The 25,700-nt window shown below is 64.1% G+C and carries 19 protein-coding genes; 11 read left to right on the top strand and 8 right to left on the bottom strand.

Annotated elements, in window-relative coordinates; translation table 11 throughout:
• From ACP2YO_RS04870 to ACP2YO_RS04850, 5 genes are read left to right on the top strand one after another with little or no spacing between them, the layout of a single operon-like run.
• Entirely contained in the window at nt 1-756 is a 756-nt protein-coding gene (locus tag ACP2YO_RS04870) for a CpaD family pilus assembly protein (RefSeq protein WP_426439574.1), read from the top strand.
• The gene (locus ACP2YO_RS04865) at nt 753-2,021 is read left to right on the top strand and encodes an AAA family ATPase (protein ID WP_426439572.1); all 1,269 of its coding nucleotides are present in this window, start codon (nt 753-755) and stop codon (nt 2,019-2,021) included. Before ACP2YO_RS04870 ends, ACP2YO_RS04865 begins: the two co-directional genes overlap by 4 nt.
• Before the next feature lie 24 nt (nt 2,022-2,045).
• Entirely contained in the window at nt 2,046-3,509 is a 1,464-nt protein-coding gene (locus tag ACP2YO_RS04860) for a CpaF family protein (protein WP_426439569.1), read from the top strand.
• 12 nt (nt 3,510-3,521) lie between these two features.
• Nucleotides 3,522-4,499: a type II secretion system F family protein gene (locus ACP2YO_RS04855; protein ID WP_426439567.1), complete on the top strand. Its 978-nt coding sequence runs from the start codon at nt 3,522-3,524 to the stop codon at nt 4,497-4,499.
• A gap of 9 nt (nt 4,500-4,508) precedes the next feature.
• Nucleotides 4,509-5,483, top strand: coding sequence for a type II secretion system F family protein (locus ACP2YO_RS04850; RefSeq protein WP_426439565.1), 975 nt, complete (start codon nt 4,509-4,511; stop codon nt 5,481-5,483).
• Nucleotides 5,484-5,571: 88 nt separating this feature from the next.
• Here ACP2YO_RS04850 and ACP2YO_RS04845 read toward each other — a convergent pair whose 3' ends face one another.
• Nucleotides 5,572-6,381 carry a tetratricopeptide repeat protein gene (locus tag ACP2YO_RS04845; RefSeq protein WP_426439563.1) on the bottom strand — a complete coding sequence of 270 codons (810 nt, stop codon included), beginning with the start codon at nt 6,379-6,381 and terminating at the stop codon, nt 5,572-5,574.
• A gap of 204 nt (nt 6,382-6,585) precedes the next feature.
• Between ACP2YO_RS04845 and ACP2YO_RS04840 the strand changes: the two genes are divergently transcribed.
• The gene (locus ACP2YO_RS04840) at nt 6,586-7,959 is read left to right on the top strand and encodes a leucyl aminopeptidase family protein (protein WP_426439561.1); all 1,374 of its coding nucleotides are present in this window, start codon (nt 6,586-6,588) and stop codon (nt 7,957-7,959) included.
• Complete coding sequence (locus ACP2YO_RS04835; RefSeq protein WP_426439559.1) at nt 7,952-8,794, top strand: NlpC/P60 family protein; 843 nt, start codon at nt 7,952-7,954, stop codon at nt 8,792-8,794. The genes ACP2YO_RS04840 and ACP2YO_RS04835 overlap by 8 nt, the downstream gene beginning before the upstream one ends.
• 295 nt (nt 8,795-9,089) lie before the next feature.
• Here ACP2YO_RS04835 and ACP2YO_RS04830 read toward each other — a convergent pair whose 3' ends face one another.
• The 6 genes from ACP2YO_RS04830 to ACP2YO_RS04805 form a co-directional block, all read right to left on the bottom strand.
• Nucleotides 9,090-10,709, bottom strand: coding sequence for an ABC transporter ATP-binding protein (locus ACP2YO_RS04830; protein ID WP_426439557.1), 1,620 nt, complete (start codon nt 10,707-10,709; stop codon nt 9,090-9,092).
• 9 nt (nt 10,710-10,718) lie between these two features.
• Nucleotides 10,719-11,897 (bottom strand): ABC transporter permease, encoded by a 1,179-nt coding sequence (locus tag ACP2YO_RS04825; RefSeq protein ID WP_426439555.1) that lies wholly within the window; start codon nt 11,895-11,897, stop codon nt 10,719-10,721.
• Nucleotides 11,897-13,006 (bottom strand): microcin C ABC transporter permease YejB, encoded by a 1,110-nt coding sequence (locus ACP2YO_RS04820; RefSeq protein ID WP_426439553.1) that lies wholly within the window; start codon nt 13,004-13,006, stop codon nt 11,897-11,899. The genes ACP2YO_RS04825 and ACP2YO_RS04820 overlap by 1 nt, the downstream gene beginning before the upstream one ends.
• Nucleotides 13,003-14,880 (bottom strand): extracellular solute-binding protein, encoded by a 1,878-nt coding sequence (locus tag ACP2YO_RS04815; RefSeq protein WP_426439551.1) that lies wholly within the window; start codon nt 14,878-14,880, stop codon nt 13,003-13,005. Before ACP2YO_RS04815 ends, ACP2YO_RS04820 begins: the two co-directional genes overlap by 4 nt.
• A gap of 15 nt (nt 14,881-14,895) precedes the next feature.
• Nucleotides 14,896-16,794 (bottom strand): extracellular solute-binding protein, encoded by a 1,899-nt coding sequence (locus tag ACP2YO_RS04810; RefSeq protein WP_426439549.1) that lies wholly within the window; start codon nt 16,792-16,794, stop codon nt 14,896-14,898.
• A gap of 209 nt (nt 16,795-17,003) precedes the next feature.
• Nucleotides 17,004-17,552 (bottom strand): c-type cytochrome, encoded by a 549-nt coding sequence (locus tag ACP2YO_RS04805; RefSeq protein ID WP_426439547.1) that lies wholly within the window; start codon nt 17,550-17,552, stop codon nt 17,004-17,006.
• A gap of 197 nt (nt 17,553-17,749) precedes the next feature.
• Here ACP2YO_RS04805 and ACP2YO_RS04800 point away from each other — a divergent pair, with 197 nt between their 5' ends.
• Together ACP2YO_RS04800 and ACP2YO_RS04795 are read left to right on the top strand one after the other, a co-directional pair.
• Complete coding sequence (locus ACP2YO_RS04800; protein ID WP_426439545.1) at nt 17,750-18,490, top strand: 3-deoxy-manno-octulosonate cytidylyltransferase; 741 nt, start codon at nt 17,750-17,752, stop codon at nt 18,488-18,490.
• A gap of 81 nt (nt 18,491-18,571) precedes the next feature.
• Nucleotides 18,572-19,432, top strand: a complete 861-nt coding sequence (locus ACP2YO_RS04795) for a prephenate dehydratase (RefSeq protein ID WP_426439543.1) — start codon at nt 18,572-18,574, stop codon at nt 19,430-19,432.
• Between the two features lie 6 nt (nt 19,433-19,438).
• On the opposite strand, the gene ACP2YO_RS04790 is transcribed toward ACP2YO_RS04795, so the two are convergent.
• Nucleotides 19,439-20,458, bottom strand: coding sequence for an LLM class flavin-dependent oxidoreductase (locus ACP2YO_RS04790; RefSeq protein WP_426439541.1), 1,020 nt, complete (start codon nt 20,456-20,458; stop codon nt 19,439-19,441).
• Between the two features lie 400 nt (nt 20,459-20,858).
• Here ACP2YO_RS04790 and metF point away from each other — a divergent pair, with 400 nt between their 5' ends.
• Together metF and metH are read left to right on the top strand one after the other, a co-directional pair.
• Nucleotides 20,859-21,773, top strand: coding sequence for a methylenetetrahydrofolate reductase [NAD(P)H] (gene metF / locus ACP2YO_RS04785; protein ID WP_426439539.1), 915 nt, complete (start codon nt 20,859-20,861; stop codon nt 21,771-21,773).
• 3 nt (nt 21,774-21,776) lie between these two features.
• Nucleotides 21,777-25,643: a methionine synthase gene (metH, locus tag ACP2YO_RS04780; protein WP_426439537.1), complete on the top strand. Its 3,867-nt coding sequence runs from the start codon at nt 21,777-21,779 to the stop codon at nt 25,641-25,643.
• The last annotated feature ends 57 nt before the right edge of the window (nt 25,644-25,700 follow it).

The raw sequence follows: 25,700 nt of genomic DNA, 5'->3' as shown, positions 1-25,700 counted from the left end.
ATGACACAGACGACATCCACAACACCCGCCGAATGCAAGCGCGCCCTTGGTCTCGCCGGCGCACTCGTCGGCCTCGCCGTGACGCTGGGCGCTTGCCAGCACACCTCCGATGACAACAGCCTCGCCATGTTGAATGCGCCGAGCGACTATCGCCAGCGGCATCCGATCTCAGTCACCGAGGCCGATCGCTCGATCGTGGTCTTCGTCGGCCGCGGCCGCGGCGGCTTGACCGCCTCGCAGCGCGCCGAAGTGACGGGAATGGCGCAGGACTGGATGCGCGAGGGCACCGGTGCCGTCAGCATCGACGTTCCATTCGACACGCCGAACGCGCGCGCCGCCCAGGATTCGCTGCGCGAGATCCAGGCCGTCTTCGCCGCCGTCGGTGTGCCGCCGCGCGGGATTCTGGTTCGCAAATATCATCCCGACGATCCGCGCCAGATGCCCGCGATCCGGGTGAACTATCCGAAGATGACGGCCGTCGCCGGACCGTGCGGCATTTGGCCGGAAGACCTCGGTCCCTCGGTCCACAACAAGTCCTACACCGACAACCAGCAGTACTACAATTTCGGCTGCGCCAACCAGCGCAACCTCGCGTCCATGGTCGAGGATCCGGCGGACCTCGTCCAGCCGCGCGCGGAGACCCCGGCCTACACGCCGCGTCGTGGCATCGCCTTTGATAAATATCGGAAGGGTACCGCCACCTCGACGGCCTATCCCGATTCCGACAAGGCCAAACTCAGCGACACAGGCAAATGATCACGTACGCGCAGCAAAACTCCGACCAGCAGACGGACACCACGCCGCCGGCCGCAGACGATCATATTGCGCCGGCCCCGCGGGTTTCGGTCCAGGCGTTCTGCGAGACGGTCGAGACCGCTGCCGCCGTACAGTCGGCCGGCGAAGACCGCCGGCTGGCCAAGGCTCATCTCAAGATCCAGATGGGCGGCATGGCTGCCGCCGTCGAGGCCTATCGCTCGGCGCCGACCCCCAACGTCATCATCCTCGAAACCGAAGGCCGCAACGACGTGCTGACCGGCCTCGATCAGCTCGCCACGGTCTGCGACGCCGGCACCCGCGTGATCGTGATCGGCCGCGTCAACGACGTGACGCTGTATCGCGAGCTGGTGCGCCGTGGCGTCAGCGACTACGTCATTGCACCGGCCCACGCGATCGACGTGGTGCGGGCGGTCTGCAACCTGTTCTCGGCACCGGAGGCTAAGGCCGTCGGGCGCATCATCGCCGTCGTCGGCGCCAAGGGCGGGGTCGGCGCCTCGACGATCGCGCACAACGTCGCCTGGGCGATCGCCCGCGACCTGGCGCTGGATTCGGTGGTCGCCGATCTCGATCTCGCCTTCGGCACCGCAGGCCTCAACTACAACCAGGACCCGGCGCAAGGCATCGCGGACGCGGTGTTCTCGCCCGACCGCGTCGATACCGCCTTCGTCGACCGCCTGCTGTCGAAATGCACCGACCATCTCAGTCTGCTGGCAGCGCCGGCGACGCTGGACAAGGTTTATGATTTCGGGGCCGAGGCGTTCGACTCGATCTTCGATACACTGCGCACCACGATGCCCTGCATCGTGCTCGATATTCCCCACCAATGGTCCGGCTGGACCAAGCGTGCGCTGATTGCGGCCGACGACATCCTGATCGTGGCCGCGCCCGACCTCGCCAATCTGCGCAACGCCAAGAACATGTTCGACCTCCTGAAGGCGGCCCGGCCAAACGACCGCGCGCCGCTGTACTGCCTGAACCAGGTCGGGGTGCCGAAGCGCCCGGAGATCGCAGCCAGCGAATTCGCCAAGGCGATCGAGAGCCCGCCGATCGCCGCCATCCCGTTCGACCCGCAGATCTTCGGTTCGGCCGCCAATAACGGTCAGATGATCGCTGAAATCTCCGCCAATCACCGGGCGGTTGAGATGTTCCTGCAAATGGCGCAGCGGCTGACAGGCCGCGGCGAAACCAAGAAGCCGAGGGGGTCGTTCCTGTCACCCCTGCTCGAAAAGCTGCGGTCCAAGTAACGGTCCGCGTGGAGTCAAGACGTCGTGTTTGGTAAGCGTAGCGGAAACGATGTGGACGTGCGGGCCTCCAAGCCCGCATTTCAGGCGCCGGAACCTGCCGGTTCGCCGGGAATTTCGCGCGAGCCGGCCGCGCCGACGATATCGTCGCCGCCGCTTGCACCGGCGAAGCCGCCGCCTGCTCCCACCATCGAAGCCCGGCGCTCCGACAGTTACTATCAGGTCAAGGCGACGATCTTCGGCGCGCTGATCGAGGCGATCGACCTCGCCCAGCTCGCCAAACTCGACAGCGAGTCGGCGCGCGAGGAAATCCGCGACATCGTCAACGAGATCATCGCGATCAAGAACATCGTGATGTCGATCGCCGAGCAGGAGGAACTGCTCGACGATATCTGCAACGACGTGCTCGGCTACGGTCCGCTGGAACCGCTGCTGTCGCGCGACGACATCGCCGACATCATGGTCAACGGCGCCGGCACGGTGTTCATCGAAGTCGCGGGCAAGATCCAGCGCACCGGCATCCGCTTCCGCGACAACCAGCAGCTCCTGAACATCTGCCAGCGCATCGTCAGCCAGGTCGGCCGGCGCGTCGACGAATCCTCGCCGATCTGCGACGCCCGCCTCGCCGACGGCTCGCGCGTCAACGCCATCGTCCCGCCGCTGGCGATCGATGGCCCCGCACTCACCATCCGCAAGTTCAAGAAGGACAAGCTGACGCTGGATCAGCTCGTCAAGTTCGGGGCGATCAGCCCGGAAGGCGCGACCATCCTGCAGATCATCGGCCGCGTCCGTTGCAATGTGCTGATCTCGGGCGGTACCGGCTCGGGAAAAACCACGCTGCTGAACTGCCTTACCAACTATATCGAGCACGACGAGCGCGTCATCACCTGTGAAGACGCTGCCGAACTGCAACTGCAGCAGCCACATGTGGTGCGGCTGGAAACCCGGCCGCCGAACATCGAAGGCGAAGGCCAGGTGACGATGCGCGAACTGGTCCGCAACTGCCTGCGTATGCGCCCCGAGCGCATCATCGTCGGCGAAGTCCGCGGACCCGAAGCTTTCGACCTGTTGCAGGCGATGAACACCGGCCACGACGGCTCGATGGGCACGCTGCATGCCAACAACCCGCGCGAGGCGCTGTCGCGCTGCGAATCCATGATCACCATGGGCGGATTTTCCCTTCCGTCGCGAACGATCCGCGAGATGATCTGCGCCTCGATCGACGTGATCGTCCAGGCGGCCCGCCTGCGCGACGGTTCGCGCCGCATTACCCACATCACCGAGGTGGTGGGTATGGAAGGCGATACCATCATCACCCAGGACATCTTCCTGTACGACCTGATCGGGGAAGACGCGAACGGCAAGATCATCGGCAAGCACCGTTCTACCGGCATCGGACGGCCGAAATTCTGGGACCGTGCACGCTATTACAATGAAGAGAACCGGCTTGCGGCGGCACTCGATGCCGCTGAATCCGCGCCGCCAGGCTAAAGGGAACTCATCATGCAAATGCAAACCCTTGCCCTGGCCTTCCTCGCCGCCACCACCGTCGGCGGTCTCACCTGGGTCTTCCTGTATCCCTACCTTTCCGGGGAGAAGAAGGCCGAGTCCCGCCGCGCGTCGGTGGCCCGCACCGAACCCACGGTCGCGCGAAGCTCCGAGCGCACACAACGCTCCCGCCGCGAACAGGTCGAGGGATCGCTGAAGGAGCTCGAGGCACGGGCCAAGAAGGACAAAAAAGTCCCGCTCGGCATGCGCATCGCGCAGGCCGGACTGCGATGGTCCGAACAGAAATTCTGGATCATCTCCGGTGTGCTCGGCCTGGTCGGGGCAGGCGGCGCGTTCATCGCCGGCGGCGGCCCGCTCGGCGCGGCCGGTATCGGCTTTGCGATGGGCCTTGGCCTGCCGCGCTGGATTCTCGGATTCCTGAAGAAGCGGCGAGAAAAGGCCTTCCTGAAGGCGCTGCCGGACGCCGTCGACGTCATCGTGCGCGGCATCAAGGCCGGTCTGCCGCTGTTCGAATCCATCAAGGTGGTTGCCGCCGACGCGCCGGAGCCGCTGCGCAGCGAGTTCCTCCAGATCATCGAAACCCAGACCATCGGCATGCCGCTCGGCGAGGCCTGCGCGCGGCTTTACGAACGCATGCCGCTGCCGGAAGCGAACTTCTTCGGCATCGTGATCGCGATCCAGCAGAAGTCCGGCGGCAACCTGTCGGAAGCGCTCGGCAATCTGTCCAAGGTGCTGCGCGACCGCAAGAAAATGGCCGATAAGATCCAGGCCATGTCGATGGAAGCGAAGGCTTCCGCGGGCATCATCGGCTCGCTGCCGCCCGTCGTCATGATCCTCGTGTTCATCACCACGCCGGACTACATCGCGGTGCTGTGGACGAATCCGACCGGCCAGCTGATGCTGGTCGCGTGCGTCGTCTGGATGACGATGGGCGTTCTCGTGATGAAGAAAATGATCAACTTCGATTTCTGACGGTGCAGCATGCTAGATTTTCTCGTTGCCAAGATCCATGACGTCAGGTTCATGACGATGCTGCTTGCTTTTTTTGCAGCAAGCGCAACGGTCTATACGCTGGTGATGCCGCTGTTGGCCGGCGGCGATCTCAACAAGCGCATGAAGGCCGTCGCCAGCGAACGCGAGCGCATTCGGCAGCGCGAACGCGACCGTCTCGCCAAGACCGAGAAGGTCTCGCTGCGCCAGACGCCGAAGCAGGTCGTCTCCAAGGTGGTGGACGACCTGAACCTCACCAAATGGCTGGCCCAGGAGTCGGCGCTCGAGAAGCTCGTGATGGCGGGCTATCGCGGCCACGCCCCTTACGTCACCTTCCTGTTCGCGCGCGGCGTTGCGCCGATCGTGATGCTGATCGGCGCCATCGTCTATACCTTCTTCATTGCGGGGCAGGACTGGTCGATCATGCTGAAGATCGGCATCTGCGTCGTAGCCACCTATGCCGGCCTCCAGGCGCCTATGCTGTTCCTGAGGAACGCTATCGGCAAGCGCCAGCTCTCGATCCGGCGCGCCTTCCCCGACTCGCTCGACCTGCTGCTGATCTGTATCGAATCCGGCATGTCGGTCGAGGTCGCCTTCCGCAAGGTAGCCAACGAGATCGCCGGGCAGTCGGTCGCGCTGTCGGAGGAGTTCGCGCTGACGACGGCGGAACTGTCCTACCTGCAGGACCGCAAGACGGCCTATGAGAACCTGGCGCGCCGCACCGGGCTCGAAGGCGTGAAGTCGGTGTGCATGGCCCTGCAGCAGTCCGAACGCTACGGCACCCCGCTCGGTCAGAGCTTGCGCGTGATGGCGCAGGAAAACCGCGACATGCGCATGAACGAGGCCGAGAAGAAGGCCGCCGCGCTGCCGCCCAAGCTGACCGTGCCGATGATCCTGTTCTTCCTGCCCTGCCTGTTCATCGTGATCCTCGGGCCGTCCTACATCAAATTCGCCGCGATGCATTAAGGCGCTTCGAACACGGAAACGCCCGGCTTTTCCGGGCGTTTTCGTTGTCGCAAGCGAGAGCCGCCAGAGGCTTTCCCGAAAACTGGCTTTAGTCGTCCTGCGCAACCACCGGCGCGCCCCTCGACGCCATCGGGGGACCGTTCCTGCGGCTCAGCATGTCGCGCAAATAGGCGACATTGGCGGCCGCCTCTTCCGCCGGCAGGTCGGCCTTGACGATGCTTTCAGCTTCCGCGAAGCGGCCCTGCAGGCCGACGACGAGCGCGAGGTTCTGCCTGATACGCCCGTCAGCCGGCGCGGTGGCATAGGCGCGGCGCAGCGTCTCCTCAGCCTTGGGCAGTTCCTTGGTCAGCATGTAGGAGATGCCAAGATTGGACAGCACCGACGGTTCGTCCGGGACGATGCGCAGCGCGCTGGCGTAATAGCGGCGCGCCTCCTCGTGCTTGCCCATCTTGTCGAGGGTGGTTCCCTGCACCGACAGGATACGCCAGTCCGGATTTTCCGGGGTATGCGCGCGGCTCAACACATCGAATGCCGCCTGCGAATTGCCGTTGTCGGCAAGCGCGCGGCCGTAGGCGGCGAGCAGCAGCTTGTTGCCGGGATTGGCAATGGTGGCCTGCTCCAGCACCGCGCAGGCCTGCGCTCGCTGGCCGGTGGTCCGCAACGCTTGGCCATAGGCGATCGCAGCGTCGACGTCCTTGGGATTCTTGCGATAGCGCTCGCCATATAGCTCGGCGGAGCGGCGCGGATCGTCGGGCGCGGGGTCGTTGCGGGACGCCACCGATCCGGTCACGTCGGACATGGTCTGGCAACCGCCGAGGCCTGCAGCCAGGACCGCCACAAGAGCCGCGGATGAGAGATGCCTGGCAACATGCCGGGCGAGGTTGGACTGTCGACGCATGGCACTTGACTCACGAAATCGGGCGAATGGACCGAGCCGAACGTGCCAGCAATAGACTGTTAACCCTAACGTCTGGTTAATCGGCGGGCTTGGCGGTCGCTTGGCCCAATCGGCTCGTTAGTTCCCTGGAGCCACCGATGCGCTACCATCTATAGCGAAAGGCGTGTAGTAGCGACCCACGACGCCAGAACAGCCGAGATTCCGATGCCGTCCGTTTTCGAGAGCGCACCCAACGCCATCCCGATCACCTTCGCCACCAAGGCGACATGGCATGCGATCCGGGACGCGCTGCCGGCGCCTGCGCGTCAGTTCGCCGATGCCAACGGCTTTGCGGCCAAGCCCGGCAAATGCATGATCTTGCCCGCCGCGGACGGCAGCATCGCGCAGGTGCTGTTCGGCCTCGAGGACGAGAAGCACAAGGCGCCCGATCCGTTCCGGCCGGGTGCGCTACCCGGCCTGCTGCCGCCGGGCGTCTACCGCTTTGCCAATGCACCGCATGACATCAGGCTCGCCACGCTCGCCTTTGCGCTCGGCTGCTACCGCTTCGGCCGCTATCGCAAGAACGAGGTGCCCGACGTTCGCCTGGTGCCATCGGACGCCATCGACGCAACCGACATCGCGCGCATGGCGGACGCGGTGGCGCTCGCACGCGACCTCATCAACACGCCGTCCAATGACATGGGCCCGGCGGAGCTGACAGACGCCGCACGCGAACTGGCAACGCGGTTTGGCGCCGGCTTCGAGTGCATCACCGGCGATGCGCTCGAACAGAATTTTCCGTTGATCCACGCTGTCGGCATCGCCTCGACCCGGACGCCGCGGCTGATCGATATGCGTTGGGGCGATCCGGCGCATCCGAAGGTGACGCTGGTCGGCAAGGGCGTCTGCTTCGACACCGGCGGGCTCGACCTCAAGCCGTCGAGCGGCATGCTGATCATGAAGAAGGACATGGGCGGCGCCGCCAATGTGCTGGCGCTGGCGCAGATGGTGATGGACGCCGGGCTGAAGGTGCGGCTGCGCGTGCTGATCCCGGCGGTCGAGAATGCGGTTGCGGGCAACGCCTTCCGTCCGCTCGACGTCTTCAGGTCGCGCAAGGGCATCACCGTCGAGATCGGTAATACAGACGCCGAGGGACGGCTGGTGCTCGCCGACGCGCTGGCGCTGGCCGACGAGGAGAAACCCGATCTGCTGGTCGATCTGGGCACGCTGACCGGTGCGGCGCGGGTGGCACTCGGACCGGATCTGCCGCCCTTCTACACCAATGATGAGACGCTCGCCGGCGAGGTGGCCGCCCACGCCAAAGGCGAGAACGATCCGTTGTGGCGCATGCCGCTGTGGCCGGCCTACGACGCCTGGCTCGATTCCAAGATCGCCGACATCAACAACGCACCATCCGGAGGCTTTGCCGGCTCGATCACCTGCGCGCTGTTCCTGCAGCGATTTGTCGAGCACGCCAGGAGCTGGCTGCATGTCGACATCTACGGCTGGACGTCGTCCTCAAAACCCGGCCGCCCCGAAGGCGGCGAATGTCAGGCCGCGCGCGCGATCTACAAACTGTTGAGCCAGCGCTATGCATGACCCCCGCCTGACACCGGCCCGCGACGACCTCGCCGCGAAATATCTCGAGGGCAAGGTCAAGGCGGCGCGCTTCGTCGACGGCGAGGTATTCGAGGTCCATGACGCGATCGCTCCGCTTCGCAGCGCGCCGGCCGCCGATGCCGAGCAGATGACGCAGGCACTGAAGGGCGAGCGCGTGACGGTCTATGACCGCAACAATGAAGGCTGGGCCTGGGGTCAACTCGTCAGCGACGGCTACGTCGGCTGGCTGCCGGACAGCGCGCTGCTGGGGCCCGCGGCAGCACCGACGCACAAGGTGACCGCGCTCTGGACATTTGCCTTTCCTGGTCCCTCGATCAAGCTGCCGCCGAGCGAGGCCATGCCGATGTCCGCGACGGTGACGGTGGCGCGCGAAGAGGGATCGTTCGCGGTCACGAGCGACGGCCGCTATCTGCCGCGCCAGCATCTCGGCGCCCTCGACATGATCGCGCCCGACTTCGTCGCCGTCGCCGAGAAGTTTGTCGGCACGCCCTATCTGTGGGGCGGCAAGAGCGCGTTCGGGATCGATTGCTCGGGCCTCGTGCAGATCGCGCTGACCTCAGCCGGTACAGGTTGCCCGCGCGACAGCGACATGCAGCAGGACGGGCTCGGCCGGGAATTGACCGTCGCGGAGGCAAAGCACCTGCAGCGCGGCGACCTGATCTTCTGGAAGGGCCACGTCGCGATCGCGCGCGATGCCACCACCATCGTGCACGCCAACGCGCATCACATGGCAACCGCGGTCGAGAACACCCAAGCCGCGATCGCGCGGATCAAGGCGGCCGGCAGCGCGATCGCTGCGATCAAGCGGCTTTGATCAGCGCAACGAACCCCGTGCTGCGGGACCATTGCCGCGGTTCGTGCGAGGGAAGCACCGGCGCCAGGGTTCCCTCCCCCCTTACGGGGGAGGGTTAGGGAGAGGGGCGCCGCGCGGCGTGCTCTCTCAGAATACGCATCGACGATGACCAATCGAAGCTGTAAGGGCGATGCTGTCAGCGATCATCTCGCTTGGGGCTTACCCCTCTCCCCAGCCCTCCCCCGCAACGGGGGAGGGAGCCTGGCCGTCGTGCTCACCTTACGACAGCGCCCACGCTATCGTGCATCGAACGAAGCTATAGCATCGCCTCGCCGTTCGTCTCCAGCCGGAACGCCGCGGCGAACAGGGCGCGGGTGTAGTCGCTCTTCGGATTCTTGAACAGTTCCGAGGCCGGCCCCTCTTCCTCGACCTTGCCGGACTTCATCACGATCAGATGGCTGGCAAGCGAGGCCACCACGCGCAGATCATGCGAGATGAACATGTAGGTCAGATCGCGCTTGCGCTGCAAATTGCGCAAGAGGTCGACCATCTGGGCCTGGAGCAGCATGTCGAGCGCGCTAGTCGGCTCGTCCAGCACGACGAAGTTCGGCTCGAGCACGACCGCGCGCGCGATCGAGATGCGCTGGCGCTGGCCGCCGGAGAACTCATGCGGATAGCGGAATCGCCAGTCGGGTTCGAGACCGACGTCGTTCAGCGCCTTGATCACCCGCGCCTCGCGCTCCTCGCGCGACAATTGCGGCTGATGCACCAGCAGCCCCTCGGCAATGATGTCGTCCACCGACATGCGGGGACTGAGCGAGCCGAACGGGTCCTGAAACACGATCTGCATGTCGCGGCGGATCGGCCGCATCTCCTTGAAGCGCAGGCCCTGGATGTCCTTGCCGAGGAACACGATCGGACCATCCGATGAAATCAGCCGCAGCAGCGCCAGCCCGAGCGTGGTCTTGCCGGAGCCGGACTCGCCGACCACGCCGAGTGTCTCGCCCTTGCGTACCGCGAGGCTGACACCGTCGACCGCCTTGATATGGCCGACGGTCGAGCGCAGCAGGCCGCGTTTGATCGGAAACCAGACCTTGAGATGATCGGCCGACATCACGACCGGTGCATCCGGCTGCGGCGGCGCCGGATCGGGCTTCGGCTCGGCCGCGAGCAGCGCCTTCGTATAGGCGTGCTTCGGCGCGGTGAAAACCTGCTCGACCGGCCCCTGCTCGACGATCTTGCCGCTGTTCATCACACAGACGGTGTCGGCGATGCGGCGGACGATGCCGAGGTCATGGGTGATGAACAGCATGCTCATGCCGAGCCGGGTGCGGATCTCGGCGAGCAGCGTCAGAATCTGCGCCTGCACCGTGACGTCGAGCGCGGTGGTCGGCTCGTCAGCAATCAAAAGGTCCGGCTCGTTGGCAAGCGCCATCGCGATCATCACGCGCTGGCGCTGGCCGCCCGACAATTGGTGCGGATAGCTCTGCAGGCGGGTTTCCGGTTCGGGGATGCCGACCTGGGTCAACAATTCCAGCGTGCGCGCCCGCGCCATCGATCCGCTGATGCTGGTATGGAGATTGAGGATCTCGGTGATCTGCGACTCGATGGTGTGGAGCGGATTAAGCGAGGTCATCGGCTCCTGGAAGATGATCGAGATGTCGTTGCCGCGAATCCCGCGCATCTCGCGCTCCGACGACCCCAGCAGGTCGCGGCCCTTGAAACGGATCGCCCCGGAGGGATGTGACGCCGTCGGATAGGGCAAAAGCCTCAAGACCGACAGCGCGCTGACCGATTTTCCCGAGCCGGATTCGCCGACCAGCGCCGTGCACTCGCCGCGCTTGACGGAAAACGAGATATGGTCGACCGCGATCGAGCGGCCGAACGCAACCGAGAGGTCGCTGACATCGAGCAGGGGCTGGTTGATCGCATCCATGTCGGCGCTCTACCTGAACGTCTTGCGCGGATCGAAGGCGTCGCGCGCGGCTTCGCCAATGAAGATCAGCAGCGACAGCATGATCGCGACCGAGAAGAAGCCGGTCAGACCGAGCCACGGCGCCTGCACGTTGGCCTTGCCCTGCGACAGCAATTCGCCGAGCGACGGCGAGCCGGGCGGCAGGCCGAAGCCGAGGAAATCGAGGGCTGTGAGCGTCATCACCGAGGACGACACGATGAAGGGAAGGAACGTCATGGTCGCGACCATGGCGTTCGGCAGCAGATGGCGGAACATGATCACGAGGTTGGAGACGCCGAGCGCACGCGCCGCCTGGATGTATTCGAAATTGCGCCCGCGCAGGAACTCGGCGCGCACCAGACCGACCAGCGACACCCATGAGAACAAGAGCAGGATGCCAAGCAGGATGAAGAAGCCGGGCGGCAGCACCGCCGAGATGATCAGAAGCAGATAGAGCGAAGGGATCGCGGTCCAGACCTCGATGAAACGCTGGAAGCCGAGATCAATCCAGCCGCCGAAATAGCCCTGCACACCGCCGGCGGCGATGCCGATGATCGAGGACAGGATGGTCAGCGTCAGGCCGAACAGCACCGAGACGCGGAAGCCGTAGATCAGCCGCGCGACGACGTCGCGGCCCTGGTCGTCGGTGCCGAGCCAGTTGTATTCGAGGTCGCGGCAGCCCCTCAGGTCCTTCTTCTGCACCACCTCCTTGCACTGGTCCTCGGTCAACAGCCAGGTCGGCTTCGATGGCGCCGGCGTCGGCAGATCGAGATTGTGAGTGTCGTAGGAGTAGCGGATCGGCGGCCAGATCACGGTCCCACCCTTGGCCGCGATCTGCTTCTGCAGATAAGGATCACGATAGTCGGCCGCGGTCTCGAAGTCGCCGCCGAAGGTGGTCTCGGCATAGCTGAACAGCACCGGCCAATAGAGATGGCCCTCATATTTGACGACCAGCGGCTTGTCGTTGGCGATCACATTGGCAAACAGCGACAGCACGAACAGCACGAGGAAGATCCAGAACGACCAGTAGCCGCGGCGGTTCGCCTTGAAGTTCTGCCAGCGGCGCTTGTTCAGTGGCGACGGTGCGAAAGCGTGACGCGTGGCGGGCACCGCCTCGCCGAGCGGCGATTGCGTCGAGGTCTCGACCGGCTGGGGCGCGAGCATCGTCATCAGACCTCCCGCGCCTCGAAATCGATCCGCGGATCGATCCACATATAGGCGAGATCGGAGATCAGATTGACCACCAGTCCGACCAGCGAAAAGATGAACAGCGTTCCGAACACCACCGGATAATCGCGGTTCAACACGCTCTCGAAGCCGAGCAGGCCGAGCCCGTCGAGCGAGAAGATAGTCTCGATCAACAGCGATCCAGAGAAGAAGGCGTGGATGAATGCACCCGGGAAGCCCGCGATCACGATCAGCATGGCATTGCGGAAGATGTGGCCGTACAGCACCTGGCCTTCGCTGCAGCCCTTGGCGCGCGCCGTCATCACATATTGCTTGCGGATCTCGTCGAGAAACGAGTTCTTGGTCAACAGCGTCATGGTGGCGAAGGCGCCCAGCGCCATCGAGATCAGCGGCAGCGTGAGATGCCAGAAATAATCGATGATCTTCCAGTACCAGGGGAATTGCGCCCAGCCGTCCGACGTCAGGCCGCGCAGCGGGAAGATGTTGAAGAACGAACCGCCGGCGAACAGGATGATCAACAGGATCGCGAACAGGAAACCTGGAATCGCGAAGCCTACGATGATCACGGCCGAGGTCCAGGTATCGAACCGCGAACCGTCCTGAACCGCCTTGCGGATGCCGAGCGGGATCGAGATCAGATAGGTCAGGAGCGTCATCCAGATGCCAAGCGAGATCGAGACCGGCAGCTTTTCCTTGATGAGCTGCATCACGCTGATGTCGCGGAAATAGCTCTTGCCGAAATCGAAGCGGGAAAAATTCCACACCATCAGCGCGAACCGCTCGGGGGCCGGCTTGTCGAAGCCGAACTGCACCTCGAGCTTCTTGATGAAGTCGGGGTCGAGGCCCTGCGCGCCACGGTATTTCGAGTTGATCTCGCCGCCCGAGCCGCCGCCCGGGCCGCGCTGCGCGGCAAGGTCGCCGCCGCCGCCCGACACCCGCGACAGCCCACTGGTGTCGGCGCCGTTGAGCTGGGCAATCACGCGTTCGACCGGACCGCCCGGCGCGAACTGCACGACCACGAAGGAGACGAACAGGATGCCGAGCAGCGTCGGCACCATCAGGAGAATACGGCGGGCGATATAAGCGCTCATCGGCTATTCGCCTGCTCGAGCTTCGCGGCCTTGGCCGCGTCATACCACCAGTTCTCCGGCGCACCGACGCCCTGCGCATACTTCGCCGGCTTCTCCGGGTGACTGAATATATCCCAATAAGCGATCGGGTGCGTCGACCGGTACCATTGCGGCACCCAGTAACGGCCCGCTCGAAAGACCCGATCGAGCGCGCGGCATGCGATGGTCAAGTCGGTTCGCGTGTTGGCGTTGATCGCCTTTTCGATCAACGCGTCGATTGCGGGGTTGGCTACGCCCGCCAGATTGTAAGACCCTTTGGTCGCGGCGGCCTGCGACGAGAAATACGGCCGCAAGCTGTCGCCGGGCGTCGGCGAAAAATTCATGCGTTGGCTCGTGATCTCGAAATCGAAGGCCTCCACCCGGGCGCGGTATTGCACGGCGTCGATCAGCCGGATGCCGGATTCGATTCCGAGCTGGCTGAGATTCTTCACGAACGAAGCGTGGTGCGGCTGGAATGTCGGTTCTTCGAGCAGAAACTCGATCGTGAAGACCTCGCCGTTCGGCAACAGCCGCTTGCGGTCCTTGACGACGCATCCGGCATCGTTGAGCAGCTGAGTTGCCTTGCGCAACAGCGTGCGGTCCTGCCCCGATCCATCCGAAACCGGTGGCACGAAGGGTTCACCGAACACGTCGTCCGGCACCTGGCCGCGGAACGGCTCCAGCAGCTTCAGCTCTTCCGGCGACGGCAGGCCCGTCGCGACCATGTCGGAATTCTGGAACGGCGAACAGGTCCGCGCATAGGCGCCGTACATCACCGTCTTGTTGGTCCATTCGAAGTCGAACGCGTAGCAGATCGCTTCGCGCACCCGCGGATCCTTGAATTTGTCGAGACGCGTATTGATCATCCACGCCTGTCCACCTGAGGGCGTCTCGTCGGGCAGGACCTCCTGCTTGACCCGCCCCTCCTTGATGGCGGGGAAGTCGTAGCGCGTAGCCCAAATGCGCGCGGTGAACTCTTCGCGGAACAGATAGTTCTTGCCGGTGAAGCCTTCGAACGCAACGTCGCGGTCGCGGTAAAATTCGTAGCGCACGGTGTCGAAATTGTAGCTGCCGCGATTGACCGGCAGCTCGGCCGCCCACCAATCCTTGACGCGGTCATATTCGATATAGCGGTTGACCTCGTACCTGCCGACCTTGTAGGGCCCCGAGCCGAGCGGCGTATCGAGGGTGGATTCCTCAAACGGCCGCGTCGCATAGTAAGCCTTGGAGAAGATCGGCATGCTGACGACGTAGAGCGGCACGTCGCGGGCACGATTCGGCGCGAAGCTCACAACGACGGTCGCATCGTCCGGCGCGTCCGCCTTCACCATGTCGCGAAGCTGGACCACGATCAGCGGGTGACCTTTGTCCTTCAGCGTATTGAGCGAGAAGGCGACATCCTGCGCGGTCAATTTCGAGCCGTCGTGAAACCGTGCCCCGGGGCGCATGGTGAAGCGATAGATGAGCTTGTCCTGCGATATCTGCACCGATTTCGCGGCAAAGCCGTACATCGCGTCGGGCTCGTCATTGGCGCGCGACATCAACGTCGCGAAGGTCATGTCCATGCCCTCGGCGCCCTCGCCCTTCAGGACATAGGCGTTGAGCGAGTTGAACGTGAAGAACGACTGGTTGTAGGCGCGCACCGAGGGGATCAGCGAGAACAGCCCACCCTTTGGCGCTTTCGTGTTGACGTAGTCGAACTGCTGAAAATCCGCCGGATATTTCAGATCGCCGAACACCGACATGCCGTGCATCTCGGTTCCGTCTTGGGTCGCGGCCAGTGCGACACGACATCCTGCAGCACCCAACGCACCGATCCCGAGACCGAGTGCGTGCCGACGGGTGAATAGCGCCATGCGCAATTCCTCGGGTTAAGAGCGCGAAATCTTGGCGGCTTTCTCGGCGTCCCACCACCACAAATTCGGGAAGCCGGTGACGCCATATTTGGGCAGCGGCTCGGGATGACTGAAACGGTCCCAACGCGCTGCACGCTCGAACCCTGCGGCGAACTGCGGAACCGCGTAGCAGTTCCACAGCAGCACGCGATCCAGCGCTTTGCAGCTGGCGACCAGGTCGGCGCGATCCTTTGCAAAGATGATGCGGTCGATCAGCGCATCCACCGCCGGGTTCTTGATGCCGGAAAGGTTGCGCGAACCGGGCCGGTCGGCAGAATCCGATCCGAAAAAGTCGCGCTGCTCATTGCCCGGTGACAGCGACTGTCCCCATACGGCGGTGGTGATATCGAAGTCGAAGCTGCGCAAGCGGTTCTGATATTGCACGCTGTCGACGGTGCGGATCGACACGGTCATGCCGAGCCGTTCGAGGGAAGGCTTGTAGAACAGGACGCCACGCTCGTCGCCGGGGTCTCCGCACAGGAATTCGAGACTGACCGGCTTGCCCGCGGGATCGACCAGCTTGCGGTCGCGATTTTCAAACCCTGCTTCCTTGAGGAGGCGCGCGGCTTCACGAAGATTGTTGCGGCTCGCTTCTTCATTGCCGCCGACCGGATTCTTGTATGGCGCTGTGAACAGCTCCGCAGGCAGCTTGTCGCGCAGCGGTTCGAGAATCTGCAGTTCGGCACCTTCCGGGATGCCGGTGGCCATGAACTCGGGGATGCCATCAAAATAGCTGCTGTCGCGATGGTACTCTCCGTTCGAGAGTAGCCGGTCCGATGTCTCCCAATCATAGGCGTAGTTGAAGGCCCGACGGACCCTGACGTCGGTAAACAAGGGCCGGCGCAGGTTGAATGCGAAACCCTGCATCCGCCCCGAGCTTGCATTCGTGAATTTTTCCTTGATGACGCGCTTTTCGGTCACTGCCGGAAAATCATAGGCCGTCGACCATTGCTTGCCGCTTCGCTCGCCAAACCAGTCCAGCTGATCCGCCTTGAAGGCCTCGCGCGCAACCGTGTCGTCACGAAAGAATTCCGATCGGATTTGATCGAAGTTGTTCTGCCCGACATTGACCGGAATGTCCTTGCCCCAATAGTCGGCGACGCGTTCCAGCACAACCGACCGGCTCGCGACGAACTCCTTGATGCGATAGGGTCCCGATCCCAGCGGTATCTCCAGCGTGGTCGCTGTTATGTCACGCTTGCGTCCCTGCGCATCGTTTCCTTCCCACCAGTGCTTGGGCAGCACCGGAACTTCGCCGGCAATGCTCGGAAGTTCCCGATTGCCGGGAGCATTGAACACGAACTTGACCTCGCGTTCGCCGGTTTGTTCGCACTTGACGATATGCCGATAGTACGCGCTGTACATCGGGCTGTTGGTCTTGAATGCATTGAACGAGTAGATCACGTCCTCGGGCGTGACCGGCTTGCCGTCGTGCCAGCGCGCAGCCGCGCGCAATCGGTAGATGACGTAGGAAAAATCATCCGGATATGCGGCGGCCTCTGCGAGCAATCCGTAGGTGGTGAGAGGCTCGTCCAGCGATCGCGTGGTCAGCGTTTCGATAGTCTGCATCACGCCACCGGCGAGGGAACCCTTCACGCCTTGGATGACCGGATTGAAGTTGTCGAACGTACCCAGGTCAAACATCCGCACGACACCGCCCGTGGGCGCGTCCGGGTTGACGTAATCGTAGCGCTTGAAGTCGGCAGGATATTTGATGTCGCCGAAATTCGATAGGGCGTGCCGCCATTTCAGCCCGTTCGGGGCGTCATCCGCGAATGCCGGCGTGATCGCGGGCGTTCCGGAGTTAAGTCCAAGCACTGGTGCCATGGCGGCCAGCGCGGTGCCTCGAAGAAGATGTCGTCGGGTGATCGCCAAATCGGTTTTCCTGCTCGGTAGCCCCGGTTACATGGGACCCAATATAAGGCAACGGTTCGACAAATTACGTTGCTTTTTCCTCATGATAGTCGCCCCGAACCGATCCCGGTGCGGCGAAACGTCCCGATAACAACCCCGCGATATCCGTCCTCATGTGAAAACGGCCAGGCATTGCCTGGCCGTCTCGTCCGCGTGTGCAGAACAAGTCGTTACTTCGAAGCGGTCGGGATCGGCTCCGGATGCTCCGAATTCGAGTTCAGATAGGCGATGATATCGGCGCGCTCGCTGTCCTTCGGAACGCCGGCGAAGCCCATCGCGGTGCCCGGGACAAAGCCTTTCGGATTGGTCAGGAACTTGTTGAGGTCGTCGAAGGTCCAGGTGCCGCCCTTGGCCTTCATCGCGGCCGAGAAATTGAAGCCGCGGCCTTCGCCCCTGGCCTCGCCGACGATGCCATAGAGGTTCGGACCGACGCGGTTGGGGCCGCCCTTCTCGAAGGTGTGGCAGGCCTGGCACTTCTTGGCGGCGCCGGCGCCCTTCTCGACCGAGGCAGTCTGCAGGAGCTTCTCGATCGGCTCGGCCGGCGGAGCGGCGGCCTCGCCGCTACCGGCGGGGGCCACTTCCTTCACCGCGATCTCGAAACCCGGCTTCTCCGGCATCTTCGCAGAGAACACCGCGCCCGCGGTAAAACTCGTCACCAGCACGACAATGCAGGTGGCCAGGATCGCGCCGATAATCTTATTGAGTTCGAAGGAGTCCATTTTGGATCGGCTCCGGGCCTTGAATGTCGACTTCAGGCCGGGAGACGGCCGTGGGAAAGACTCAGGAATCGGCCTTTCGCACCGCCCCCAAGCTGGTTTGAGATATCGGTTTGCCCGCGCTCTGGCAACCCGTATAAACGCGCCGAAATCCACCCCCTCCCCATCAATTTCCGCCGGCCGGACGGCCCCCGACAAGAATGACAGAACCCCGCACCTTGGTGCTGATTCCCGCCCGCATGGCAGCCACGCGGCTGCCCGGCAAGCCGCTGCTTGATATCGCGGGCCTGCCGATGATCGTCCATGTGCTGCGGCGGGCGGAAGTGGCGGGGATCGGCCGCGTCGCGGTGGCAACCGACACGGCGGAGATCGCGGCTGCGGTGAAAGCCCATGGCGGCGAGGTGGTGATGACCCGCGCCGACCATCCGTCGGGCTCGGACCGGATCCATGAAGCGATGACGATCCTGGATCCGGACGGCAAGGCTGAAATCGTGGTCAATCTGCAGGGCGATTTCCCGACGATCACGCCCGAAACCATCCGCAGCGTGATGCCGGCCCTTAGCGACCCCGCCGTCGACATTTCGACGCTGGCCTCGCAAATCCATAGCGATGAGGAAGACCAGGCCCCGAGCGTTGTGAAAGCGGTCGGCTCGCCCATCGGCCCGAACCGGCTGCGCGCGCTCTATTTCACCCGCGCCACCGCGCCCCATGGCGACGGACCGCGCTACCACCACATCGGCCTCTACGCCTACCGCCGCGCCGCGCTGGAGCGGTTCGTGGCGTTGCCGCCCTCGCCGCTGGAGCAGCAAGAGAAGCTCGAACAGCTCCGCGCGCTGGAGGCCGGGATGCGGATCGACGTCACCATCGTCGACACCGTGCCGCGCGGCGTCGACACCCCGGCCGACCTCGAAACCGCCCGGCGGATACTTTCCAAAGCCTGATCCGGTATCTCTTTGTTTGAGCATGATCTTGTCGGAAAACCGGTTTCCACTTTTCCGGATCATGCTCTAAAAGCCCCCCGCATGACCAAGAAGCTGAAAATCGCGTTCCAGGGCGAGCCTGGCGCCAATTCCCATATCGCCATCGCCGAGGCCTATCCCGACGCCGAGCCGATGCCCTGCCCGACCTTCGAGGACGCGCTGGCGGTGATCTCCTCGGGCGAGGCCGACCTCGGCATGATCCCGATCGAGAACTCGGTCGCCGGCCGCGTCGCCGACATCCATCATCTGCTGCCGGCCTCCGGCCTGTTCATCGTCGGCGAATGGTTCCTGCCGATCCGCCACCAATTGATGGCGATCAAGGGCGTCAGGCTTGCCGACATCAAGAGCGTCGAGAGCCATGTCCAGGCGCTCGGCCAGTGCCGGCGCACCATCCGCAAGCTCGGCGTCAAGCCAATCGTCGCCGCCGACACTGCCGGCAGCGCGCGCGACATCTCCGAGCGCGGCGACACAAGCGTCGCGGCGATCGCGTCTCGTCTCGCCGCCGACATCTACGGCCTTGAGATCCTGGCCGAGGACATCGAGGACGAGGCTCATAACACCACGCGTTTCGTGGTGCTGGCGCGCGAGGCCAAATGGGCCGAGCAGGGTTCGGGGCCGCTGGTCACCTCTTTTGTCTTCCGGGTGCGCAATTTGCCCGCCGCGCTCTACAAGGCGCTGGGCGGTTTTGCCACCAACGGCGTCAACATGACCAAGCTCGAGAGCTACATGGTCGACGGCAATTTCTTCGCCACGCAATTCTATGCCGATGTCGACGGCCATCCTGACGACCGCGGGCTCGCCTTTGCGCTGGAGGAATTGAAATTTTTCTCGCGCGAATTCCGCATCCTCGGCGTCTATCCTGGCCACCCCTTCCGCGCCACGTTCAGCGAAACGCGGGATTGACGGCACCTACGCCGCCACCTTCTTCTGGAGCCCGAACGCGTCAGCCAGCAGGTCGTACGACTTCTTCCGCGCCTCATGGTCGTAGACCGCGGTGATCACCATCAGTTCGTCGGCCTGGGTGGCCGCGATCAGTGGCTGCAGCTTTGCCATCACGGTCGCCGGGCTGCCGACGAAGAACCGCGCGCGGTTGCGTGCGATCGCCGCACGCTCGGCATCCGTGTAGGGATGGGCCTGCGCCTCCTCGACGCTGGGCAGCGGCAGATACTCGCCGCGGTCGCGGCGCAGGCGGTTGAGGTCCATCGAGAGCGCGAGCTTCTCGGCCTCGGCATCGGTTTCCGCCGCGACGACGGCGACCCCAAGGATCGCCTGCGGCGTGGTGCGCCAGCCTGACGGCTGGAACCGGGCGCGATAATTCGTCATCGCCGCGATCGCATCATGGGTGGCAAAATGGTGCGCGAACGCAAAGCCCATCCCGACTTGCGCTGCGAGTTCGGCGGAGTAGTCGCTCGAGCCGAGCAGCCAGATCGGCGGCAGCGGCGAATCGTCCGGCATCGCCACCACCTTGTTGTAGGGATGGCCGGCCGGGAAATCGCGCGTCTCCCACAGGGTCAGTTCATGCAAGCGTTCCAGGAAATCGTCACCCTCGCGGCGGTCGAGCCGGCTGCGCAGCGCGTAGGCGGTGGCACCGTCGGTGCCGGGAGCGCGGCCGAGGCCGAGATCGATGCGGCCCGGGAACAGCGCCTCCAGCATCTTGAAGCGCTCGGCGACCACCAATGGCGCGTGGTTGGGCAGCATCACACCGCCGGAGCCGACGCGGATGTTCTGCGTCACCGCCGCGATCTGCCCAATCATCAGATCGGGCGCCGGGCTCGCGACGGAGGCGAGGTTGTGATGCTCGGCAAGCCAGTACCTGACATAGCCGAGGCCATCGACGTGCCGCGCCAGGTCGATGCTGTTGCGCAACGCGGCAGCAGGCCTGGTGCCTGATGTGACGACGGAGAGGTCGAGGACGGACAACGGGATCATGGCGCCCAACCTAGTGTGGCTCCGTGGGCCGACAAAGGGCCTGGCCGCGCAGATCAGGCCCGCGCGGCAGCGTTGGGGTAGATCGCCCCGGCATCGGTCCTTTTGGGATCAACTACGACGGTTCATTAACACTTGCACCCGGCCCACAGTCTCCAGCTACCGCGACGACCATCATAAACTCATATATTATGTTATATTTGCAGTATCTTATGGTATCAACGCGATAAATCACTGCCCTGCCCACATCAGATCGAAATGGCTGATTATTTCTCATATTTCTCCTACAAGTGGGCAATTTCCCATATCTAATGGGCTGTTGATGCGGGCCAATTTGACCTACTTTAGTGGCTCCACAGCGTGCCCAAACGTCTGCCCATTTCTTGCGGAGCCCGTGCGTATCATGACCGAGACCGTATCTCCTGCTCCGACCGGGCAGCGCGCGCCAAGGGCGCCAAAGATCTCGTTCGAGTTCTTCCCGCCGAAGACCGAGGAGATGGAGCGCAATCTCTGGGAAACCATCAACCGGCTGGCGCCGCTGACGCCGAATTTCGTCTCGGTGACCTATGGCGCCGGCGGCTCGACCCGCGAGCGCACCCATTCCACCATCGCCCGCATCCTCCGCGAGACCGATCTGCGGCCGGCCGCGCATCTGACGTGTGTCGGCTCCTCGCGCGGCGAGATCGACGAGATCGTCGACCGCTACCACGAAGTCGGCGTCCGCCACATCGTGGCGCTGCGCGGCGACCCGCCCGGTGGCATCGGCACGCCTTATTCCACCCATCCTGATGGCTACCAGACTTCGGCCGCGCTCGTCGCCGGAATCAAGAACCGTTATCCCGATATCGAGGTGTCGGTCTCCGCCTATCCGGAAAAGCATCCGGAGGCCGCTGACATCGACATCGACATCGACACGCTGCAGGCCAAGGTTGACGCCGGCGCCACGCGGGCGATCACCCAGGTGTTCTTCGACAACGACCTCTACTTGCGCTACGTCGACAAGGTACGTTCGCGCGGCATCGAGATTCCGATCGTGCCGGGCATCATGCCGATGCACAATTTCAAGCAGGCCCGCAATTTCGTCACCCGCGCCGGCACCAGCGTGCCGGACTGGCTCGCCGAGAAATTCGACGGCCTCGATCACGACGCCGAAACCCGCAAGCTGGTGGCGGCCACCGTTGCCGCCGGCCAGGTTCAGAAGCTGTTCAAGCGCGGCGTCGACACTTTCCATTTCTACACCATGAATCGCGCGGACCTCGTGTTCGCGATCAGCCATCTGCTGGGCATCCGGCCGAACGGCGCCCAGAAAGCTGCCTGAGCCATGACTGTGACCGTTTCTCCCAAGCGTACTGCTTTGCTCGCGGCTGCCCGCGAGCGCATCCTGGTGCTTGACGGCGCCATGGGCACGATGATCCAGGGGCTGCAATTCGACGAGGCCGCGTTCCGCGGCGAGCGCTTCGCGGATTTCCACCGCGACATCAAGGGCAACAACGATCTCCTGATCCTGACCCAGCCCGACGCGATCACGGACATCCATGCCGACTATCTGCGGGCCGGCGCGGATATCGTCGCGACCAACACCTTCTCCTCGACCTCGATCGCGCAGGCCGACTACGACATGTCGGACCTCGCTTATGAACTGAACTTGCAGGGCGCCCGGCTGGCCCGCGCCGCCGCCGAGCGCGTGTCGGCCGAGGACGGCAAGGAGCGCTTCGTCGCCGGCGCGCTCGGCCCGACCAACCGCACCGCCTCGATCTCGCCCGACGTTTCCAACCCCGGCTACCGTGCCGTGACCTTCGACGATCTGCGCAAGGCCTATGGCGAGCAGATCAACGGCCTGCTGGACGGCGGCGCCGACCTGCTGCTGGTCGAGACCATCTTCGATACGCTGAACGCCAAGGCCGCGCTGTACGCCATCGCCGAGATCACCGAAGCCCGCGGCATCGACGTGCCCGTAATGATCTCGGGCACCATCACCGACAAATCCGGCCGCCTGCTCTCCGGCCAGTTGCCGGAAGCGTTCTGGCATTCGGTGCAGCATGCCAAGCCGATCACGATCGGCTTCAACTGCGCGCTCGGCGCCGAAGATCTGCGCGCGCATATCGCCGATATCGGCCGCGTCGCCGATACGCTGGTCTGCGCCTATCCGAATGCCGGCCTGCCCAACGAATTCGGCCAGTATGACGAGTCCCCGGAATTCATGGCGGGGCTGATCGGCGAGTTCGCCAGCGCCGGCCTTGTCAACATCGTCGGCGGCTGCTGCGGCACCACGCCTGACCATATCGCGGCAATTGCCAAGGCCGTCGCGCCGCACAAGCCGCGCATCGTTCCCGAGATCGAGCCGCACCTGCGGCTCTCCGGCCTCGAACCGTTCACGCTGACGGATGCAATACCGTTCGTGAACGTCGGCGAGCGCACCAACGTCACCGGCTCCGCACGCTTCCGCAAGCTGATCACCGCCGGCGATTACGCCGCGGCTCTGCAGGTCGCGCGCGACCAGGTCGAGAACGGCGCCCAGGTCATCGACGTCAACATGGACGAAGGCCTGCTCGACTCCGAGAAGGCGATGGTCGAGTTCCTCAACCTCGTCGCGGCCGAGCCGGATATCGCCCGCGTGCCCGTGATGGTCGATTCCTCGAAATTCCACGTCATCGAGGCGGGCCTGAAGTGCATCCAGGGCAAGCCGATCGTGAACTCGATCTCGATGAAGGAAGGCGAGGAGAAATTCCTGCACGAGGCGACGATCGCCAAACGCCACGGCGCCGCCGTGGTGGTGATGGCGTTCGACGAGGTTGGACAGGCTGACACCTTCAAGCGCAAGACCGAGATCTGCAAGCGCGCCTACGATCTCCTGGTCGACCGGCTCGACTTTCCGCCGGAAGACATCATCTTCGACCCGAATATCTTCGCGATCGCGACCGGCCTCGAGGAGCACAACAATTACGGCGTCGACTTCATCGAGGCGACGCGCTGGATCCGGCAGAACCTGCCGCACGCCCATATTTCCGGCGGCGTCTCCAATCTGTCGTTCTCGTTCCGCGGCAACGAGCCGGTGCGCGAGGCGATGCACTCGGTGTTCCTGTACTATGCCATCAAGGCCGGCATGGACATGGGCATCGTCAATGCCGGGCAGATGATCGTCTATGACGACATCGACCCCGAGTTGCGCCAAACTTGCGAAGACGTCATCCTCAACCGCGACGCGAGCGCCTCCGAGCGGCTGCTGGCGCTCGCCGAGAAATTCCGCGGCAAGGAGAAGCAGACCAAGGAGCAGGACCTCGCCTGGCGCGAATGGCCGGTCGAGAAGCGGCTGTCGCATGCGCTGGTGCACGGCATCACCGAATTCATCGAGCAAGATACCGAAGCTGCCCGGCAGAACGTGGAGCGGCCGCTCAACGTGATCGAAGGACCGCTGATGGCCGGCATGAACGTGGTCGGCGACCTCTTCGGCGACGGCAAGATGTTCCTGCCGCAGGTGGTGAAGTCGGCGCGCGTGATGAAGCAGGCGGTCGCCTATCTGATGCCGTTCATGGAGGAAGAGAAGGCGCGCAACCGTGCCAATGGCGTGGCCAGCGACGGCCGCAACACCGCCGGCAAGATCGTGCTCGCGACCGTGAAGGGCGACGTTCACGACATCGGCAAGAACATCGTCGGCATCGTGCTCCAGTGCAACAATTTCGAGGTAATCGACCTCGGCGTCATGGTGCCTGCCAGCAAGATCATCGAGACCGCGAAGACCGCAGGCGCCGACATCATCGGCCTGTCCGGCCTGATCACGCCTTCGCTCGACGAGATGAGCTTCCTCGCCGGCGAACTGGAGCGGCAGGGCATGAATTTGCCGCTGTTGATCGGCGGCGCGACCACGAGCCGCGTGCATACCGCCGTGAAGATCGACCCGAACTATCCGGGCGGCCCCGTCGTGCACGTCAATGATGCCAGCCGCGCTGTGGGCGTTGCCTCCTCGCTGCTGTCGGCTGAGAAGAAGCAGGCCTATGCCGCCGAGGTCCGCGCCGAATACGCCAAGATTTCCGCGGCGCATTTCCGCGCCCAGGCCGACAAGAAGCGGCTGAAGCTTGCTGTCGCCCGCGCCAACAAGGTCGCGATCGATTTCGCGGCAGCGCCGCCGAAGAAGCCGGCTTTCTTTGGCCTGAAGAGTTTTGACGCCTACGATCTTGCCGAGCTCGCCGACTACATCGACTGGACGCCGTTCTTCCAGACCTGGGAACTGACCGGCCGCTTCCCGGCGATCCTCGACGATCCCAAGGTCGGCGAGGTCGCCCGCTCGCTCTATGACGATGCGCGCAAGATGCTCGACCGCATCGTCGCGGAGAAATGGTTCACCGCCCGCGCCACCATCGGCTTCTGGCCGGCCAACGCCGTCGGCGACGACATCGAGGTCTATGCCGACGAGACCCGGAAAGAGAAGATCGCTACCTTCCATACGCTGCGCCAGCAGCTCGAGAAGCGCGAGGGCCGCTTCAACGCCGCGCTGTCCGATTTCGTCGCGCCCGTCGCCTCGGGCGTACCTGATTATGTCGGCGGTTTCGTCGTCACCGCCGGGATCGGCGAAGATGTGGTCGCCGACCGTTTCAAGAATGCCAATGACGACTACTCCTCGATCCTGTGCAAGGCGCTCGCCGATCGCCTCGCCGAGGCCTTTGCCGAGCGCATGCACCAGCGCGTGCGCAAGGAATTCTGGGGCTATGCGCCCGACGAGCCCTGGTCGGCGGAGGAGTTGGTGCTGGAGAAATACGACGGCATCCGCCCGGCACCAGGCTATCCGGCGCAGCCCGATCACACCGAGAAGCGGACGCTGTTCGCCCTGCTCGATGCGGAAGCCAACTCCGGCGTGACGCTCACCGAGAGCTTTGCGATGTGGCCGGGCTCCTCGGTCTCGGGGCTCTATCTCTCGCATCCCGAGAGCTTCTATTTCGGTGTCGGCAAGATCGAGCGCGACCAGGTCGAGGACTATGCCGCGCGCAAGGCCATGACGGTCGCCGAGGTCGAGCGCTGGCTCGCACCGGTGCTGAACTACATTCCCGCACAGGACGGGGCCAAGGAACCGATCATCGCGCCCGCCGCGACGCCGGCCAACGACGAGGCCTCCACGGAATTGGCCGCGCACCCGCCGGGCTGCGCCTGCGCCGTGCACCTCGCCTGGCGGAAGAAGGCTGTCGGCGCGGGGTAGCTCTTCCTTCCTCGCCCCGCCCTTGCGGGAGAGAGGTCGAAGCCGAAGGCTTCGGGT

Origin of the sequence: Bradyrhizobium genosp. P (assembly GCF_049949265.1) — a bacterium.
Taxonomy (GTDB): domain Bacteria; phylum Pseudomonadota; class Alphaproteobacteria; order Rhizobiales; family Xanthobacteraceae; genus Bradyrhizobium.
The sequence above is the reverse complement of the archived record's forward strand: the minus strand, read 5'-3'. Positions and strand labels throughout refer to the sequence as shown.

Excerpts from the sequence above, each read along its gene's own strand:
- ACP2YO_RS04830 (WP_426439557.1), bottom strand. The coding sequence starts at position 10,709 with ATGGATGCGATCAACCAGCCCCTGCTCGATGTCAGCGACCTCTCGGTT.
- ACP2YO_RS04790 (WP_426439541.1), bottom strand. The coding sequence starts at position 20,458 with ATGATCCCGTTGTCCGTCCTCGACCTCTCCGTCGTCACATCAGGCACC.
- ACP2YO_RS04795 (WP_426439543.1), top strand. The coding sequence starts at position 18,572 with ATGACCAAGAAGCTGAAAATCGCGTTCCAGGGCGAGCCTGGCGCCAAT.
- ACP2YO_RS04865 (WP_426439572.1), top strand. The coding sequence starts at position 753 with ATGATCACGTACGCGCAGCAAAACTCCGACCAGCAGACGGACACCACG.
- ACP2YO_RS04840 (WP_426439561.1), top strand. The coding sequence starts at position 6,586 with ATGCCGTCCGTTTTCGAGAGCGCACCCAACGCCATCCCGATCACCTTC.
- ACP2YO_RS04800 (WP_426439545.1), top strand. The coding sequence starts at position 17,750 with ATGACAGAACCCCGCACCTTGGTGCTGATTCCCGCCCGCATGGCAGCC.
- metF (WP_426439539.1), top strand. The coding sequence starts at position 20,859 with ATGACCGAGACCGTATCTCCTGCTCCGACCGGGCAGCGCGCGCCAAGG.
- ACP2YO_RS04815 (WP_426439551.1), bottom strand. The coding sequence starts at position 14,880 with ATGGCGCTATTCACCCGTCGGCACGCACTCGGTCTCGGGATCGGTGCG.
- ACP2YO_RS04835 (WP_426439559.1), top strand. The coding sequence starts at position 7,952 with ATGCATGACCCCCGCCTGACACCGGCCCGCGACGACCTCGCCGCGAAA.
- ACP2YO_RS04820 (WP_426439553.1), bottom strand. The coding sequence starts at position 13,006 with ATGAGCGCTTATATCGCCCGCCGTATTCTCCTGATGGTGCCGACGCTG.
- ACP2YO_RS04845 (WP_426439563.1), bottom strand. The coding sequence starts at position 6,381 with ATGCGTCGACAGTCCAACCTCGCCCGGCATGTTGCCAGGCATCTCTCA.
- ACP2YO_RS04870 (WP_426439574.1), top strand. The coding sequence starts at position 1 with ATGACACAGACGACATCCACAACACCCGCCGAATGCAAGCGCGCCCTT.
- ACP2YO_RS04805 (WP_426439547.1), bottom strand. The coding sequence starts at position 17,552 with ATGGACTCCTTCGAACTCAATAAGATTATCGGCGCGATCCTGGCCACC.
- metH (WP_426439537.1), top strand. The coding sequence starts at position 21,777 with ATGACTGTGACCGTTTCTCCCAAGCGTACTGCTTTGCTCGCGGCTGCC.
- ACP2YO_RS04825 (WP_426439555.1), bottom strand. The coding sequence starts at position 11,897 with ATGACGATGCTCGCGCCCCAGCCGGTCGAGACCTCGACGCAATCGCCG.
- ACP2YO_RS04855 (WP_426439567.1), top strand. The coding sequence starts at position 3,522 with ATGCAAATGCAAACCCTTGCCCTGGCCTTCCTCGCCGCCACCACCGTC.
- ACP2YO_RS04850 (WP_426439565.1), top strand. The coding sequence starts at position 4,509 with ATGCTAGATTTTCTCGTTGCCAAGATCCATGACGTCAGGTTCATGACG.